Genomic DNA, 16,199 nt, shown 5'->3' on the forward strand with positions numbered 1-16,199 from the left:
ATAGGCGTAAGTTGGACTATGGCCGTCGCTTGAGGCGTCCGATCTCAAACTTTCGGCAGATTTCGCGTGAGACATCAAGGGCGCCGAAGGCCAGCGCCAGACGTGACGGCGCTGCCGCATAAAGTGTTTCCCAACTGGGCGCGAATGACGTCTTGAACTGGCGCAGACCTGCAGCACCGCTGATCTTGTCCAGTTTTAGTCGGGCATGGTGAAACGCCCAGGGTTCGCCTGATTGTTCCTCCAACGGAACGGCGGCCAAAGACAGCCGTGTGCAGCCTTCGGATGCCGCCTGTGCGATGGCGTAATTCAAGAGCGCGTGCATCGTGCCGTCAGGGGCATTGGGGCGCATGCGCATCAAGTCCAGTACCTGTTCGGCAGCGTTCTCGTGAAGGGTCAGGAAGCCAACAAGGGCATTGTTCTGCCACGCGAGATAGACACGCGCGTGGGGCAGGTGGTCGGGATGCCATTTGCCCATCGAGAAGCCACGCTCGCCGCCGCGCGCCTTGCGCCAATCGTCAGCGATCTGCTGCATCTCGCCAAGCGGGAGGTCCGCGCCGGCTTCGTTTAACGAGAGCCCTGCAGCCTCGGCTTGTCGGAGTTTTCGGCGCAATTGGCGTTTGGTCGATCCGTTCAGCGAAAACGTCGTCGGGTTGATCCAGCCTTCGCGGGCGATCGGCAAGACCTGCCATCCGGCTTGGCGCGCAGCGGCAGCCCAGCGGCCCCCGGCTTTGTAGAGAAACGGTGTCAGGAAGCTGTTTTTTGCCAAACTGCTGATATCGGCGAGCAGGGCTTGTCGTTCGGTCGCCGTTGACAGGGGATCGGACAACACAAGCAGGCTTTGTCCCGAGGCTGCCGCCATCGCGGCAGGTGCCCCGTGCGCCGATGTCAGCAAGGACAGCCGGCCTTGGCGCAGCAGCCCGGCCTCAGCGCGTGGGGCTTCGGCGATAACCTGTTCCACATGCGCGGGCAGGTTGGGAGCCGATTTCAGGGAAACGAGGGCGGGGCCAGCGGTGTCTGCCTCGGCCTGCGATTTGGTCAAGGGACCCCGGATCGTCACGACCGCGGCGATCAGCGCGGGCAGGGCATAATATACGGCACGGAAGGCCAGAATGGCGGCCAGAAGGGGTTCGGCATCAAGCGCGGGCAGAAGGGCCAGCAAAGTCACTTCGAACGCGCCCATGCCGCCGGGGGCGCTGCTGATCAGGCCTGCGCCCAAAGCCAGAAGATAGGCCGCGATCAAGGGCAGAAGGGCGACCTCGCACCCCTCGGGCAAGACCATCCAGAGGGCGGCGCCTGCGGCCGCGGTGTCAATCAGAGCCAGTGCCAGAAAGGCTCCCATAGCGCGTAAGGGCGGGATGTGCAGCGCTGCCATGATCGAAGGGCGCAGTACGGACAAAGCTGCGAATACCGCTGCGCCCGCCAGAACAACCCAGGCGATCCAGCCCGCCCAGGGCAAAGTCATCGGGACTGTCAGGGCAATGAGAGACGCAACAACGGCCCAAGCGGACAGGAACGACGCGGCCACGATGGCCGATATCCGCATTGATTGCATCAAGGACAGGTCCGGCAGCATGCGCCAGCGCACGAAAGCCGACGAGATCACGCCCAGCCCGACGGTTTGCGACAGGGCGATTGCGGTGATCCCCGCCCGTTCGGCCGCTTTGGATGAAACATCAGTGCCGATCAGACGATGGACGACGCCATCATATTTGCCCAAAGCCCAGAACGAGATCACGGAAAATAGTGCAGCACCCAGCCATTGCAGGGGAGATACCGTTTTCAGCGAGGCATAAATATAGGGCAGATCCAATCCGCCCGCCCGCTGCCACAACAGAACGACAAGGCCGATGGTCAGGCCAACAGGCAACAGCTGGCGCAGCACGGCTCGGCGCAGGTCCAGACCGTTCTCTGCGCTGCGGGATAGAGCAGTTGACAGCCCACGATTGGCCGTTCTACCTGATGTGTCCTTGGCGTGTTTCATAAATCAAGGCCCCCATCTGATCCCACATGCCTTGATGCAGCATGGAGATTTGCGACGAAGGAAGTCTTAATGTCTCCAGTTTTAAGCACTTTTGCGATCCGTCCACTCTGGGTAGCGGAGCAAGAGCCTCTTGAGAAAAAGGCGCGTCTTGCGGACGCGCCTTTCAAAATTTCGACATGAAGTAGAGGTTTAGACCTCGTTCATGATCTCTTCTTTGGCTTCGATCAGCAGTTCGGCGCGTTTGGCGCGAACCTCGTCAGCGGTGACGCTGCTCAGGTCGCCGGTCACTTTGCGCACCACGTCTTCGTGGCCAGCTTCTTCAAAGTCCGACACGATCACTTCGCGAGCATAGGCTTCGGCGTCGTCACCGGTCTTGCCCAGCTTTTCCGCTGCCCACAGGCCAAGTTTCTTATTCGCGCGGGCTTCAGCCTTGAACTTCATTTCTTCGTCATGCGCAAACTTGTTTTCAAACGCGTTTTCGCGATCGTCAAATGTGGTCATTGTGTTCCCTTATCACCTGGAGGGGTCTTGGTCTTACCGTGCGCAAGCGTCAGGCGCCTGCGTCCGCATTCCTGTCTGATATGCCAATCACGGGCGCGCATCGCAACCCCGCTAGCGCTCTCACAGGGGTGATTTCCTGTATTTATGGTTTCCATGGTGTTTCTTGGGGGTGATATTCTTGCCCCACATGGGCCTTTACCGTATAGGGCGGGCAACGACGGAGTCGCGACCGGGCAGGGGGCCCGGGACGCGCAGACCCGTCTCACCTGATGCGAGGGACCCATGGCACGGCGCAAGAAGCTTTATGAAGGCAAGGCAAAGGTTCTGTATGAAGGCCCCGAGCCCGGAACCATCGTTCAGTATTTCAAGGATGACGCAACCGCGTTCAACGCGGAAAAGAAGGACGTGATCGACGGCAAAGGCGTGCTGAACAACCGCCTGTCCGAGTTCTTTATGACCGGCCTGACGCAGATCGGCGTTCCGAACCACTTCATCAAGCGCCTGAACATGCGCGAGCAACTGGTCCGCGCGGCCGAGATCGTGCCGCTGGAAGTAATCGTGCGCAACTACGCTGCCGGATCGATGGCGAAACGTCTGGGTCTTGAGGAAGGCACCCGCCTGCCGCGCCCGATTGTCGAGTTCTCGTACAAAGACGACGCACTTGGCGATCCGCTGGTGCCGGAAGAATACATCATCGCTTTCGGTTGGGCCTCGCAGCAGGATATGGATGATATCGTTGCCATGGCCTTGCGTGTGAACGACTTCATGTCCGGCACCATGTTCGGCGTCGGCATCAAGCTGATCGATTTCAAGATCGAGTTCGGCCGCGTCTACGAAGGCGATTTCCCGCGTCTGATCGTGGCCGACGAAATCAGCCCCGACAGCTGCCGCCTGTGGGACATCGAATCCGGCCAAAAGCTGGACAAAGACGTGTTCCGTCACGACCTTGGCAACCTGAACGATGCTTATACCGAGGTCGCGCGTCGTCTGGGGGTTCTGCCCTCGAACGTGACCCACGCCCCTACCAAACCGACCCTGATCAACTAAGGAAGTGTACCGATGAAAGTACGTGTTGATGTGATGCTGAAAACCGGCGTTCTGGACCCTCAGGGCGAGGCCGTGCGCCACGCGCTTGGCAACCTGGGTTTCGAAGGCGTCGAAAAAGTCCGTCAGGGCAAAGTGATCGAGCTGGACGTGGCTGAAGGCACGTCGGAAGAGCAGATCAAGGATATGTGCGAGAAGCTTCTGGCCAACACCGTGATCGAAAACTACGCCATTCAGGTGCTGTGATGAAGGCCGGTGTCATTGTCTTTCCGGGTTCGAACTGTGACCGCGATCTGGCGGTCGCGTTCGAGCGCGCGGGTGCACAGGTCCAAATGATCTGGCACAAGGAAACCGAGCTGCCCACCGATCTGGACATCGTCGGCGTTCCCGGCGGGTTCTCGTTCGGGGATTACCTGCGCTGCGGGGCGATCGCGGCCCAGTCGCCGATCACCCGTTCGCTGATCAAGCACACGGAACGTGGCGGCTATGCCATCGGCATCTGCAACGGCTTTCAAGTGCTGACCGAAACCGGCATCCTGCCCGGTGCCCTGATGCGCAACGCGAACCTCAAGTTCATCTGCAAACCCGTTGGTTTGAAAGTGGAAACCACCGAATGTGACTTCCTATCGGGCTACGCGCAAGGTCAGGAAATCACCGTTCCGGTGGCGCACCACGACGGCAACTACAACGTCACGGATGAAAAGCTGGCGCAACTGCGCGACGAGGGCCGGATTGCCTTTACCTATACCGACAATCCCAACGGCTCGACCGGTGACATCGCAGGCGTGATTTCCAAGAACCGTCGCGTTCTTGGCATGATGCCGCACCCGGAACGCTGCGTGGACGCGCTGCATGGCGGCACGGATGGAGTGGCAATGTTCCGCTCGCTCGTAGACACCGTGGTGGCTGCCTGATTGTGATGGGGCGTGATGCGCCCTATCTTTCCCCTATGGGGGATGAGACCACACACACCTTGCCTGACCCGCGGCCACCGCGCCCTGGGGTCAGCATTCGCGCACGGCTGGTGCTGATCGCCCTGATCTCGTTGGCCGTGGCGGTGGTCTATATCTCGAACCAACTGCTGACCGAACGCTATACGGAAACGACTCGCAACCGGGCCGAACTGCGGGTCGCGCTGTATTCTGGTAACCTGATCAGCGAGTTACAGCGAAATTCCGTCGTTCCGCTGCTGCTGTCGCGCGATCCCGCGCTGATCTCTGCACTGAACACGTCGGACTATTCGCAAAGTACTGCTCGCCTGATCTCGTATCTGGACGAGATCGAGGCCGCGTCGCTTCTGCTGCTGGACCGGGACGGGCGCGCCGTGGCGGCGAGCAACCGCGAAACGCTGGGGTCCCAGCATCGCACCGATCCCTATTTCGTCAGCGCCCTGCGCAGCAATGACACCGTATTTACGACGGTCCAGACCGAAGCGGGGCAATACGCCTTCACCTATTCGCGCAAGATCGAACAGGCAGGCAATTTGCTGGGCGTAATTGTCGTTGGCGTCGACCTACGCAAGTTTGAAGACAGCTGGGCGGGGATCTCGGACGCGGTTTTGGTGACCGACAGCGAAGGCAACGTGATTTTGGCAACGGAATCGCGCTGGCGCGGCAAGCCTGAAGGCGAGGCGCTGGCAACCTTGTCCGCGCCCGAAGCGATCCGCCGCTCGGCCCGTCAGGCGATTGACTGGTCCGGCCTGCCTGCCGAAGTGCTCTATCTGGGCGAGGCGGTGATGCGCCATGAAACGCGCGTACCGTTTCAAGGCTGGCGGATGACCTCGTTCACCTCATACGCGTCTGTGCGCGAGAAGGTGAATACGGTTTTGTCTTTGGAAATCATGACCTTCGCCATGCTTCTGTCGCTGCTTTTCTACGTGATCAGTCGCCGCGCCCAATGGCGCAGCGCCGAATTCGCACAAGAATCGGCCGAGCTGCGCCAGCTGAACCTTGCCCTTCAGCGCGAGATTGCGGAACGCAAACGGGCCGAGGAAAACCTGCAAGTGGCCGAGCAAACTCTGGCGCAAAGCTCGAAACTGGCGGCGTTGGGCGAGATGTCGGCGGCGGTGAGTCACGAGCTGAACCAGCCGCTCGCCGCGATGAAGACCTATCTGGCCGGGGCGCGTCTGCTGTTGCAGCGCAAACGACCTGACGAGGCGCTGTCGAGCTTCCAGCGGATCGACGATCTGATCGGTCGCATGGGCGCCATCACCCGCCAGCTGAAATCCTATGCCCGCAAAGGCGGCGATTCCTTTGAACCGATGGACGTGCGCGACTGCGTGTCGTCGGCCCTGTCGATGATGGAACCGCAGCTGAAACGCCGCGAAGTTCGCATCACGCGCAATATTCCGCGCGATCCGGTGATGGTCATGGGCGATCGCTTGCGCTTGGAACAAGTCCTGATCAATTTGCTGCGCAACGCACTGGACGCGACCAAGTCGGTCGAGCTGCCGCAGGTGGACATCATTGTCAGCCTTGGCGACTACGCCTTGATCACGGTGCGGGACAACGGAAACGGCGTGGACGATTTGGACAGTCTTTTTGAACCCTTCTACACCACGAAGGCCCCGGGCGACGGGGTTGGGCTGGGTCTGGCGATCTCGTCAGGCATCGTATCTGACCTCGGCGGGCGGTTGATTGCGCGCAATGGTCAGGACGGAGGGGCTGTATTTGAGGTCGAACTTCCTATCTTGAAAGAGGAAGACGCCGATATTGAAGCTGCGGAATAGCAGATAAGAAGCGCACGCAGGAGGGCGCCATGGCACAGGCAATTAAAGTCGCAATCGTCGATGACGAACAGGATATGCGACAGTCCATTTCTCAGTGGCTGTCCCTGTCAGGGTTTGAAACCGACACCTTCCCCTCGGCCGAAGAGGCCTTGAAAAGCATCGGGCAGGACTATCCGGGCATTGTGGTGTCCGATATCCGTATGCCGGGTCTGGATGGGATGGGCTTTCTGAAGAAGCTGATGAGCCAGGACAGCAGCCTTCCCGTTATCATGATCACCGGCCACGGCGACGTGCCCATGGCGGTCGAGGCGATGCGCGTCGGTGCCTATGATTTCCTTGAAAAACCCTTCAACCCGGATCAACTGACCAAGCTGGTGAAAAGCGCGACGCACAAACGGCGTATGGCGATGGACGCCCGCGCGCTGCGGCGCGAATTGGGGGATGGTTCGACCATCATGAAAAAGCTGATCGGTGCCTCGCCGGTCATGTCGCGCTTGCGCGAAGATATTCTGGATATCGGTCAGTCCGACGGTCACGTGCTGATCGAAGGTGAGACCGGCACCGGTAAAACCCTTGTGGCCCATGCGCTGCACGCTGTGGGGGCGAAGGCAGGGAAGCGCTTCGTTGTCACCTCCTGCGCCGGTGTGGACGAGGATGAACTGACCCGTCGATTCTTCGGCCCGATTGACGAGGGCGGGGTGCTGCCTTTGGTCGAAGAGGCGCGTGGCGGGACGCTGGTGCTGGAAGACATTGAAGGCATGCCGATGGGTCTTCAGGCACGGCTTCTGGCGTGGATGAACGATCAAGGCAGCCCTGCAGAGACGCGCGTGGTGGCGATCTGCAATCTGCAAGAACAGGGCAAAACCTGCGAGGATTGCCTGCGTCCCGACCTGTTTTATCGCCTTGCGGCCATGAAGATCACCCTTCCGCCGCTGCGTCAGCGGGGCGAAGACATTTTGATGTTGTTCACGGTCTTCGCGGACCAGTTCGCCGATGAATATGGCTGCGCCGCCCCCGGCGTCAGCGCGCAAGAGGCTGCCCAGCTTCTACAAGCGCCGTGGCCGGGGAACATTCGCCAGCTGGAAAACATCGCCGAGCGCGCTGTGCTTCAGTCACGTCGCGGCTCGGGCACGATTTCGTCGCTTCTGATGTCGGACCATGAAGAGGTTCAGCCCGTCATGACGACCGAGGGTAAGCCCTTGAAAGAATACGTAGAAGCGTTTGAGCGGATGCTGATCGACAACACGATGCGCCGCCACAAGGGGTCTATCGTGGGGGTGATGGAAGAGCTGTGCCTGCCGCGCCGAACCTTGAACGAAAAGATGGCGAAATACGGGTTGCAGCGGTCGGATTACCTGAACTGATCGCCTGAAAGGGTTGATGCGCGGGCAGGGATGCTCTAGCCTTATTGTTGCGATGTTAAGCAATGGAGGGCGCAATGCCGGCATCACCCAATACGCTAAGGAAAAATTTGGCCGCAGGCGACATGCAGGTCGGCCTGTGGTTGAACCTTGGCGATGTCTCGGCGACCGAGATCGCGGCGGCAGCGGGTTTTGACTGGTGCCTGATCGACGGCGAACACGCGCCTTATGACCCGGTGACAATCCAGAATCAGCTGCGCGCCATGACGGGCTATGACAGCCACCCCATCGTGCGTGTGCCGATTGGCGAGGACTGGGTGATCAAGCAAGTCCTTGATCTTGGGGCGCAAAGCGTTCTGGTGCCGATGGTCGACACGGCCGATCACGCCCGCCAGATGGTGGCAGCGACCCGCTATGCCCCCGAAGGGCGGCGCGGGATGGGCGCGATGGTGGCACGTGCCTCGGGCTGGGGGCGCGTTGCGGATTATGGCAGCAATATCAATGACGAGATCTGCCTGATCGTGCAGGCTGAAACCCGCGTGGCGATGGAGAACCTTGACGAGATCGCCGCCGTCGAGGGCGTTGATTGCGTGTTCATCGGCCCAGCGGATCTGTCCGCCGATATGGGGCATCGTGGCAACCCGGGCCACCCGGATGTGAAAGCCGCCATTGCCGAGGGCGTTGCCAAGATCCGCGCCGCCGGAAAGGCGGCGGGCATTCTGCATTACGACAGCACCAACTTCGCCTATTACCGCGATCTTGGCGTGACCTTCCTTGGCGTCGGGTCCGAGGCCTCGCTTTTGCGGGCAGCGGTGCATCAGACGCTCTCGGACGCGCGAAAGGCCGTTACGGGCTGATATAGGCGTGAACGGATGCGACAATAGCGCGCCTCGGCTGGGCTTTCGCAATGGCCAAGCGCGCGTTACATCAGGGCAAGCCGAAAGGATCCCGCATGAGCAAAAAGCCCTATTTCCCGCCTCCGCCCCCCATTCCTGAAAAGACGCGCCTGTTCCAGCGCACGCCGCCCGCGATCTTTCCGCCGATCATGGGCCTGTTCGGGCTGGGTCTGGCGTGGCGCCGTGCGGTGGATGGGTTTGGTGTGCCGAGCGCATTCGGAGACATGATCCTTGGGGCCGTGACGCTGCTTTATCTCTTCTGTCTGGTGGCTTACGTCGGGAAGTTGATGCAAAGGTCCGCCACGTTCAAAGAGGATTTGAAGATCCTTCCGGGCCGCGCGGGCATCATTGCGATGGCGCTGTCAGGCTATCTGATGGCGGCGACCGTCGTGCCGTTCTCGACCACATTGGCGACTGTCATCTTTGGCCTCGCGTTGGCGGCCCATGTCATCGTGGTGCTGCGCGTGGCGCACAGCCTGATCACCGGCCCGGTCGAGGCGCGCTCGGTCACGCCGGTCTGGCACCTGATCTTCGTTGGCTTCATCCTAAGCCCGCTGGCGGCGTTGCCCCTTGGTTTCCACACCTATTCCACGGCGGTTTTCTGGGTCAGCCTCGCCATCGCGCTGGCCATCTGGGGCGCGAGCCTTGCGCAGTTCATCCGGGCTGATGTCCCGCCGCCCTTGCGCCCGCTTCTGGCCATCCATCTGGCCCCGGCAAGCGTGTTGGGAACCATCGCCTTCCTGATCGGCGAGGTCCAAGTCGCCTATGGTCTAAGCGTTCTGGCCGTGGCGCTGCTAAGCCTTCTGGTCCTGCGCGCGCGCTGGCTAACCGTATCCGGGTTCAGCCCGCTTTGGGGCGCGTTCACCTTCCCGCTGGCCGCGTTCTCGACCGTGATGCAAATCGCCGCTGTGCACACGGGATCGGACGTTTTGCGGATCATCGCGGGCCTCAGCCTTGTGGCGGCCAGCCTGATCATCCCGCCCATTGCCTATAAGGTCCTGATGATGTGGTCCAAAGGGGTGCTGGCGGTGAAAACCAACGCCGCTCAGGCCTGATCGTCGAATGCAGGTAGGGCGGCTTGAGCCTTCTTGCTCAGGCTGCCCCGCACCAGCGCGTAAGATCGGCGGATCCGGTGGGTCAATTCCTCTGGGTCCGTGACGAAGGGCAGGTTCACCCATGAGCGGTGAAAGTAAGGCGCTTTGACGCCGATGCCCGCCTCGATCAGCATGGATGCGGTCTCGATATCCGGTGTTTTCACAGACACACCTGGCGTCTTCGCCCCCATGGCCGCGAAGATTTTGTGGCCCACTTTCCACACATCATGCCCCGGCCCAAACGGCTCGGACCAGACCGCGCCGGGCAGCGCGCCGCAGATCTTATTTACATTCTCACGTGTCATGGGGGCACGATAACCTGCTTGGCAGGCCCGGGGAAGAGTGCTAGCGTCGCGCCCATGAAACGGAAAAGCATCATCATTATCTGCTGCATTACCCACTGAGATACTCAGGCGGGCCGTTCTTCTATTCCATACATGTCAAGAAGTTGCTAAGTCCGCCGCGAGGACACGTGTGCGCAGACTTGCGAGGACAACATGACGGATATCAAGCTTTACAACACGATGGCGCGGGCGAAGCAGGACTTCACCCCGATCGACCCTGAAAATGTTCGCATGTATGTCTGTGGGCCGACGGTCTATGACCGCGCCCATCTGGGCAATGCGCGCCCCGTGGTGGTATTTGACGTGCTCTATCGCCTGCTGCGCCATGTCTATGGGCCGGACCACGTGACTTATGTGCGCAACTTCACCGACGTGGACGACAAGATCAACGCGACCGCACTGGCGCGTAAGGAAGCGGGCGCCGAAGGTACGTTGGAGGAACTTGTCCACGAACGCTCGAACGAGACGATCGACTGGTATCTGAACGACATGCGCGCGCTGGGGGCGATGGACCCCAATGAAATGCCCCGCGCGACCGAGTTCATTCAGCCGATGATCGACATGATCGAGGATCTGATTGCCAAGGGGCATGCCTATCCTGACGGAGCGGGGCATGTGCTATTCTCGGTCAAAAGCTACGACGATTACGGCCAACTGTCGGGCCGCTCGGTCGATGACATGATTGCTGGTGCGCGCGTTGAAGTGGCGGATAACAAGCGCGACCCGATGGATTTTGTGCTGTGGAAGCCCTCGACGGATGATCTGCCTGGTTGGGATAGCCCATGGGGCCGAGGCCGCCCCGGTTGGCATATCGAGTGTTCAGCCATGAGCCACGACCTGCTGGGCGCGTCCTTCGACATCCACGGTGGCGGCAACGACCTGCAATTCCCGCACCATGAAAACGAGATCGCTCAAAGCTGCTGCGCCCACCCGGAAGGGCAGTTCGCGCGCTATTGGCTGCATAACGAGATGCTGCAGGTCGAGGGCAAGAAGATGTCCAAGTCGCTGGGGAACTTCTTCACCGTGCATGACCTGCTGGAACAAGGCGTACCTGGCGAGGTGATCCGGTTTGTGTTCTTGGGAACGCATTATCGTAAGCCGATGGACTGGACGGAAGAAAAGTCTCGCCAAGCTATGAGGCAGCTTGAGGTTTGGTCTCTTGAGATAGCGCCAAGCCATTGGGTGATTGAAGAGTTTGAGAATGATCCGGTTGGATTTGCCCGAGCTTATGCCGAGCAAGAGCTTGTGGATGCATTAGCGGATGACCTGAACACGCACGCTGCACGAGATACTCTAGCGCGGGTAGCGAAGCGACTTAGCGGACTTGCGCGTGCTCAGCTTAGCAGTGATGAAGTCGAAACTGAAATCCGCCGGTTGCTGGCAGGTAGCTACCTTTTGGGAATTGACTTGGTGGCATATGGAAAGCGCCTGCTTGAAAACAAAGTTGATCTCTCGGAGCTTGCCAACAAACTCCACGACACCCGCGTGGCCGCGATGCAAACCAAAGACTTCTCGGCCGTTGACGCGCTGAAAGCTTCACTGACCGAAGCAGGTGTTCAAATCCGCATGTCCAAAGAAGGGGTCGAACTTGAGCCCGGTCCGGGGTTTGATGCCACGAAGTTGGAGGGCCTGTGATGACCGATCGCCTTTACATCTACGACACCACCCTGCGCGATGGGCAGCAGACCCAAGGCGTGCAGTTCTCTCTGGCTGAAAAGCAGCAAATCGCGACCGCTCTGGACAAGCTCGGCGTGGACTATATCGAAGGCGGTTGGCCCGGGGCGAACCCCACCGACAGCGACTTTTTCGATGCGGCCCCCAAGACCCGCGCGACCTTCACCGCCTTTGGGATGACCAAGCGGGCAGGGTACTCGGCAGAAAACGATGACGTGCTGTCGGGCGTGATGAACGCCGGCACGTCTGCCGTTTGTCTTGTGGGCAAAAGCCATGATTTCCACGTCACCACCGCGCTTGGTATCACGCTGGACGAGAACGTGGAAAACATCCGCGCGACAATGACTTACATGGTCAAGGAAGGGCGCGAGGCGCTCTATGATGCCGAGCATTTCTTTGACGGCTACAAGGCCAATCCCGACTATGCGCTGACCTGCGTGAAGGCCGCCTATGACGCGGGTGCGCGCTGGGTGGTGCTGTGTGACACCAATGGCGGCACGCTGCCGCACGAGGTCTATGAGATCACCAAAGCCGTCATTGCCGCGGGCATCCCAGGCGATCATTTGGGGATCCACACCCATGACGATACGGGCAACGCGGCGGCCTGTTCTCTGGCCGCCATCGACGCGGGCGTGCGGCAGGTGCAAGGCACGCTGAACGGGCTGGGTGAACGCTGTGGCAACGCGAACCTGACCACGCTAATCCCGACGCTCTTGACCAAGGAACCTTATGCCAGCCAGTTCGACACGGGCGTCAGCCAAGAGGCGCTGGCCGGCCTGACCCGCCTGTCGCGGCAGCTCGATGACATCCTGAACCGCGTGCCAAACAAATCCGCGCCCTTCGTTGGGGCCTCGGCCTTTGCGCATAAGGCGGGGCTGCATGCCAGTGCCATTCTGAAAGACCCGACGACCTATGAACATATCCCGCCCGAGACCGTGGGCAACACCCGCATCGTGCCGATGTCCAATCAGGCCGGGCAATCAAATCTGCGCGCCCGTCTGGGCGATGCCGGGATTGCGGTCGACAAGGGCGACCCGCGCCTGAGCGAGATCCTGAACCGCGTGAAAGAACGCGAGGATCAGGGGTACGCCTATGATGGCGCCCAGGCCAGTTTTGAGCTGGTCGCGCGGGACGTGTTGGGCCAACTGCCGCAGTTCTTTGAGGTGAAGCGCTATAAGGTCACGGTCGAGCGGCGCAAAAACAAGCGGAACCAGATGATCAGCCTGTCCGAGGCGATCGTGGTGGTGAAAATCGGCGAGGAAAAGAAGCTGTCTGTGTCTGAAAGTATGGATGCCTCGGGCACCGATCGTGGCCCGGTGAATGCGCTGGCCAAGGCGCTGGCCAAAGATCTGGGGCCGTATCAGGACATCATCGAAGACATGCAACTGGTCGACTTCAAGGTGCGTATCACCCAAGGCGGGACCGAGGCACAGACCCGCGTCATCATCGACAGTGAAGACGCGTCCGGGCATCGCTGGTCGACCGTGGGTGTCAGCCCGAACATCGTCGACGCCTCGTTCGAGGCGCTGCTGGACGCGATCATTTGGAAGCTTCTGCGAGACGGGGCGACTGCCGCATGACGGACGCACCTGAAGATTATGATCCGATTGCCGCCTGCGCCGAGCAGGTGTTGAAAGGCGATCCGGATCGTTTTCTGGCCGCAATGAGCGGCACGGTGGAAGAGCGGAAACGTCTGTTCCCGCTTTACGCGTTCAATTTGGAAGTCGCCCGTGCGCCCTATATGTCGCAAGAACCGATGGTCGCCCTGATCCGGCTCCAGTTTTGGCGCGACGTGATCACGGGCGCCGTCGACGGGGTTGAGGCGCCGCGCCATGATGTGGCCACGCCGCTGTCTCAGCTGGTGATTTGGGGTGATATGCGGGCTGAGCCGCTCTTGCGGATCATCGAAGCACGCGAGGGGGACGTTCAGGGAAGCCAACCCCAAGGCGTTGACCAAATCCGCGCCTATCTGCGGGCGACCTCTGGCGCGTTGATGTTGGCCGGGGGGCAGCTCTGCGGCATGACGGAATATGCAGGCGATTACGAGATCGACACGGCGCTGGAGGATCTGGGCGAAGCCACGGGTCTGGCCAATTGGTTGCTAGCACAACCCGCGCTGGCCAAGGCTGGGCGCGGGCATGTGGTGCCGGATGCGGATACCATCCAGTCGCTCTGTGCGAGTGGTCTTGAGCAGCTAAGCAACGCCCGTGCGGCGTTGGGGCGCCACGGCAACCCCGCCTTGCGCAGCGCGTGGCGGGTGCGCGGTATCCTGAAACAGGCGGCCAAACAGCCTGCGCTGGTGGCAGAAGGGGCGCTTGGCAGCGCCGAGGTGACCCGGCGCGGCCGTATGTTGTGGTTGGGGCTGACAGGCGGCTGGTAGGCCGCGCGATTACCCAGCGAACCATCTCCGCTGCCAATGGCGCAACTCCTCCTTTGCACGGGTCTTGTCGTCGTTCTGGATTTTCCGTTCATCCCGAAAGACAGGTTTCTGACCGTCGGTTCGGTGATCCATCCGTGTGGCGGTGCGAAACGAATTTGATAGTATCGAGATCATGTTTTTTCTCCTCTTGTCTTATGTCTCGCTAAGAAAATAAGGTTGATTAGTCGATTCAGGCAAAGCAGTATGATTTTCATAATGTAAGTAGAGGTAACAATATGGATTGGAGGTCTCTGCCATCCCTCGCCACCTTGCGCGCCTTCGAGGCCGCCGCGCGACATCAGAAACTATCCCAAGCCGCACGCGAACTGAACGTGACCCATGCGGCGATCAGCCAGCATGTGCGCAAGCTGGAAGAGGAGCTGGGCGAGCCTTTGCTGCTGCGGCAGGGGCGTGGCATGGCGGTGACCGATGCGGGACGTCTGCTCGCGGACGCACTTGGGTCCGGATTTGCAACCATTGCTGACGGCGTCGCGCAGATCCGACAGCGGGGGCAGGAGCGCGCGGTCCAGATCTCGGTCACGCCCGCCTTTGCGTCCCATTGGTTGATGCCGCGGATCGGATCGTACTGGGCCGAGCATCCTGAGATCAAGATCAACATCAATCCCAGCGCGGATCTGGTGGATCTACGTCGCGACGGGGTGGATCTGGCGGTACGCTATGGCGACGGCAACTGGCCTAATGTCGACACCGAGCTTTTGACCGATGGCGAGTTCGTTGTGGTCGCCCATCCAGATCTGGTGCAAGGGCGGCAGGTGACGTGCTTGTCAGATCTCGTGGATCTGCCCTGGGTGATGGAAGATCACATGATGGAGCGTCGCCGGATCGTCGAAGAGGAAGGCATCGACCTGAACGATGTGAAGCTGACCACCATGCAGACCAGTGATCTGGTGTCGTCCGCTGTTGCCGCTGGGCTGGGCGTGTCAGTGCAGCCTAGATCGTTGGTCGACGCTCAGATCGACGCCGGGGCAGTGGTCTCGCTCTATCGCATTTCCCAGTCCGAGCTTGGTTACTACATCCTAACCCGCCCGGGCGCGGTGACCCAGAACACCGCGACGTTCCGCGATTGGTTGCGGCGTAAAGGGGCGGAGGGGGCAACGCACTAGCGCGCCGTTCCGGCAAGGTCTGGGTTTGTTAAATTGGTGGTATGTTTGTGGGTTGGATCAACACTCGAGGTCAAACACGATAATGCCATCGGCGCCTCCGACGCACAGCTGACACAGGCGCTGACCCAATGCCTGATGTTTCGGATGATCCGCATAGTGTTGAAGCGCAGACTGATCGGCAAAGCGAATGACGAAGCCCGCGTTGAAGGCTTGAGATTTCTGTTCGAAATCGCGGTTGGGCCCGTGCTCAAAGCTCAGAACACCCGGGAGATCTGTACATAATTCAGCGAGGTCCCGCAGGACCTCTGCTGTTTCGGCTGGATCGGCATCCGAGCGAAATTGGCAAAAAACGCAGTGTATGATCATATGTTCTTGCCTTGAGGTAATCCGTCACGAGGTCAGTGCTGCAGCCTCCGCCGCGAGTTTACTGATTTCGCCCCAGTTTCCTGCTTCTACCAAATCACCCGGTGCGACCCACGATCCGCCCACGCAGAGCGTATTGGGCAGGGACAGGTAGTCCATGGCGTTCTGCAAGCTCACACCACCGGTCGGGCAGAAGCGGATCTGCGGGAGGGGCGAGGCCAGAGATTTCAGGAAGGGCGTGCCGCCTGCAGCTTCGGCCGGGAAGAACTTCTGCACGGAATAGCCGCGTTCCAGCAGCCGCATGCTTTCTGTGGCTGAAGTCGCGCCGGGCAAAAGCGGTAGGTCGTTGGCTTCGCAGGCGTCGAGCAGCCGATCCGTTGCGCCGGGAGAGACACCAAAGGTCGCGCCAGCTTTCTTGGCATTTTCGACGTCCTTCGTGGTCAAAAGCGTCCCCGCACCAACCACGCCGCCTTCAATTTCGGACATTTCGCGGATCACATCCAATGCCGCCGGGGTGCGCAGGGTTACTTCCAGCGCGGGAAGCCCGCCGTTGACCAAGGCCTCTGCCAGCGGGGCCGCGTGGGCCACCTCTTTCACCACAAGCACCGGCACGACGGGGGCCAGGCGGCAGATCTCTTCAGCGAGGTGGCTTGCCATTTCAGGTGTCATG

The 16,199-nt window shown here is 60.4% G+C and carries 16 protein-coding genes; 11 read left to right on the plus strand and 5 right to left on the minus strand.

Features of this window, described 5'->3' with window-relative positions; translation table 11 throughout:
• Positions 1-16 precede the first annotated feature (16 nt).
• Both EOL43_RS10240 and EOL43_RS10245 read right to left on the minus strand, forming a co-directional pair.
• Positions 17-1,981, minus strand: coding sequence for a phosphatidylglycerol lysyltransferase domain-containing protein (locus tag EOL43_RS10240; protein ID WP_133488195.1), 1,965 nt, complete (start codon positions 1,979-1,981; stop codon positions 17-19).
• A gap of 189 nt (positions 1,982-2,170) precedes the next feature.
• A complete protein-coding gene (locus EOL43_RS10245; RefSeq protein ID WP_133488197.1) occupies positions 2,171-2,482 on the minus strand; it encodes a DUF1476 domain-containing protein in 312 nt (103 codons plus the stop codon).
• Between the two features lie 282 nt (positions 2,483-2,764).
• Here EOL43_RS10245 and purC point away from each other — a divergent pair, with 282 nt between their 5' ends.
• The 7 genes from purC to EOL43_RS10280 all read left to right on the plus strand — a co-directional run bounded on the left by purC (position 2,765) and on the right by EOL43_RS10280 (position 9,566).
• Entirely contained in the window at positions 2,765-3,529 is a 765-nt protein-coding gene (gene purC / locus EOL43_RS10250; RefSeq protein WP_133488199.1) for a phosphoribosylaminoimidazolesuccinocarboxamide synthase, read from the plus strand.
• A 12-nt stretch (positions 3,530-3,541) separates the two neighbouring features.
• Positions 3,542-3,772 carry a phosphoribosylformylglycinamidine synthase subunit PurS gene (gene purS / locus EOL43_RS10255; RefSeq protein WP_133488201.1) on the plus strand — a complete coding sequence of 77 codons (231 nt, stop codon included), beginning with the start codon at positions 3,542-3,544 and terminating at the stop codon, positions 3,770-3,772.
• A complete protein-coding gene (purQ, locus tag EOL43_RS10260) occupies positions 3,772-4,440 on the plus strand; it encodes a phosphoribosylformylglycinamidine synthase subunit PurQ (RefSeq protein WP_133488204.1) in 669 nt (222 codons plus the stop codon). Before purS ends, purQ begins: the two co-directional genes overlap by 1 nt.
• Positions 4,441-4,475: 35 nt before the next feature.
• Positions 4,476-6,254 carry a sensor histidine kinase gene (locus EOL43_RS10265; protein WP_133488206.1) on the plus strand — a complete coding sequence of 593 codons (1,779 nt, stop codon included), beginning with the start codon at positions 4,476-4,478 and terminating at the stop codon, positions 6,252-6,254.
• A gap of 29 nt (positions 6,255-6,283) precedes the next feature.
• Entirely contained in the window at positions 6,284-7,618 is a 1,335-nt protein-coding gene (locus tag EOL43_RS10270) for a sigma-54-dependent transcriptional regulator (protein ID WP_133488208.1), read from the plus strand.
• 74 nt (positions 7,619-7,692) lie between these two features.
• The gene (locus EOL43_RS10275) at positions 7,693-8,472 is read left to right on the plus strand and encodes an HpcH/HpaI aldolase family protein (RefSeq protein WP_133488210.1); all 780 of its coding nucleotides are present in this window, start codon (positions 7,693-7,695) and stop codon (positions 8,470-8,472) included.
• A 95-nt stretch (positions 8,473-8,567) separates the two neighbouring features.
• Positions 8,568-9,566: a TDT family transporter gene (locus tag EOL43_RS10280; RefSeq protein ID WP_133488212.1), complete on the plus strand. Its 999-nt coding sequence runs from the start codon at positions 8,568-8,570 to the stop codon at positions 9,564-9,566.
• On the opposite strand, the gene EOL43_RS10285 is transcribed toward EOL43_RS10280, so the two are convergent.
• Positions 9,557-9,910 carry an MmcQ/YjbR family DNA-binding protein gene (locus EOL43_RS10285; RefSeq protein WP_133488214.1) on the minus strand — a complete coding sequence of 118 codons (354 nt, stop codon included), beginning with the start codon at positions 9,908-9,910 and terminating at the stop codon, positions 9,557-9,559. The two genes, EOL43_RS10280 and EOL43_RS10285, sit on opposite strands and share 10 nt — an antisense overlap.
• 192 nt (positions 9,911-10,102) lie before the next feature.
• On the opposite strand from EOL43_RS10285, the gene cysS reads away from it, so the two are divergent.
• From cysS to EOL43_RS10305, 4 genes are all read left to right on the plus strand, one after another.
• On the plus strand, positions 10,103-11,584 hold the full coding sequence (gene cysS, locus EOL43_RS10290; protein ID WP_133488216.1) for a cysteine--tRNA ligase: 1,482 nt from the start codon (positions 10,103-10,105) through the stop codon (positions 11,582-11,584).
• Complete coding sequence (gene cimA, locus EOL43_RS10295; protein WP_133488218.1) at positions 11,584-13,203, plus strand: citramalate synthase; 1,620 nt, start codon at positions 11,584-11,586, stop codon at positions 13,201-13,203. Before cysS ends, cimA begins: the two co-directional genes overlap by 1 nt.
• Positions 13,200-14,003, plus strand: a complete 804-nt coding sequence (locus EOL43_RS10300) for a squalene/phytoene synthase family protein (protein WP_133488220.1) — start codon at positions 13,200-13,202, stop codon at positions 14,001-14,003. The genes cimA and EOL43_RS10300 overlap by 4 nt, the downstream gene beginning before the upstream one ends.
• 275 nt (positions 14,004-14,278) lie before the next feature.
• The gene (locus tag EOL43_RS10305; protein WP_133488222.1) at positions 14,279-15,166 is read left to right on the plus strand and encodes a LysR family transcriptional regulator; all 888 of its coding nucleotides are present in this window, start codon (positions 14,279-14,281) and stop codon (positions 15,164-15,166) included.
• A gap of 57 nt (positions 15,167-15,223) precedes the next feature.
• On the opposite strand, the gene EOL43_RS10310 is transcribed toward EOL43_RS10305, so the two are convergent.
• Positions 15,224-15,532 (minus strand): Dabb family protein, encoded by a 309-nt coding sequence (locus EOL43_RS10310; RefSeq protein ID WP_133488224.1) that lies wholly within the window; start codon positions 15,530-15,532, stop codon positions 15,224-15,226.
• 24 nt (positions 15,533-15,556) lie between these two features.
• Positions 15,557-16,198 (minus strand): bifunctional 4-hydroxy-2-oxoglutarate aldolase/2-dehydro-3-deoxy-phosphogluconate aldolase, encoded by a 642-nt coding sequence (gene eda / locus EOL43_RS10315; protein WP_133488226.1) that lies wholly within the window; start codon positions 16,196-16,198, stop codon positions 15,557-15,559.
• Between the last annotated feature and the right edge of the window lies 1 nt (position 16,199).

It is taken from the genome of Aliiroseovarius marinus (genome assembly GCF_004360145.1).
In the GTDB taxonomy this organism is placed as follows: domain Bacteria; phylum Pseudomonadota; class Alphaproteobacteria; order Rhodobacterales; family Rhodobacteraceae; genus Aliiroseovarius; species Aliiroseovarius marinus.

Coding starts and splice junctions, on each gene's coding strand:
- EOL43_RS10240 (WP_133488195.1), bottom strand. CDS start 1,981: ATGAAACACGCCAAGGACACATCAGGTAGAACGGCCAATCGTGGGCTG.
- EOL43_RS10245 (WP_133488197.1), bottom strand. CDS start 2,482: ATGACCACATTTGACGATCGCGAAAACGCGTTTGAAAACAAGTTTGCG.
- purC (WP_133488199.1), top strand. CDS start 2,765: ATGGCACGGCGCAAGAAGCTTTATGAAGGCAAGGCAAAGGTTCTGTAT.
- purS (WP_133488201.1), top strand. CDS start 3,542: ATGAAAGTACGTGTTGATGTGATGCTGAAAACCGGCGTTCTGGACCCT.
- purQ (WP_133488204.1), top strand. CDS start 3,772: ATGAAGGCCGGTGTCATTGTCTTTCCGGGTTCGAACTGTGACCGCGAT.
- EOL43_RS10265 (WP_133488206.1), top strand. CDS start 4,476: ATGGGGGATGAGACCACACACACCTTGCCTGACCCGCGGCCACCGCGC.
- EOL43_RS10270 (WP_133488208.1), top strand. CDS start 6,284: ATGGCACAGGCAATTAAAGTCGCAATCGTCGATGACGAACAGGATATG.
- EOL43_RS10275 (WP_133488210.1), top strand. CDS start 7,693: ATGCCGGCATCACCCAATACGCTAAGGAAAAATTTGGCCGCAGGCGAC.
- EOL43_RS10280 (WP_133488212.1), top strand. CDS start 8,568: ATGAGCAAAAAGCCCTATTTCCCGCCTCCGCCCCCCATTCCTGAAAAG.
- EOL43_RS10285 (WP_133488214.1), bottom strand. CDS start 9,910: ATGACACGTGAGAATGTAAATAAGATCTGCGGCGCGCTGCCCGGCGCG.
- cysS (WP_133488216.1), top strand. CDS start 10,103: ATGACGGATATCAAGCTTTACAACACGATGGCGCGGGCGAAGCAGGAC.
- cimA (WP_133488218.1), top strand. CDS start 11,584: ATGACCGATCGCCTTTACATCTACGACACCACCCTGCGCGATGGGCAG.
- EOL43_RS10300 (WP_133488220.1), top strand. CDS start 13,200: ATGACGGACGCACCTGAAGATTATGATCCGATTGCCGCCTGCGCCGAG.
- EOL43_RS10305 (WP_133488222.1), top strand. CDS start 14,279: ATGGATTGGAGGTCTCTGCCATCCCTCGCCACCTTGCGCGCCTTCGAG.
- EOL43_RS10310 (WP_133488224.1), bottom strand. CDS start 15,532: ATGATCATACACTGCGTTTTTTGCCAATTTCGCTCGGATGCCGATCCA.
- eda (WP_133488226.1), bottom strand. CDS start 16,198: ATGACACCTGAAATGGCAAGCCACCTCGCTGAAGAGATCTGCCGCCTG.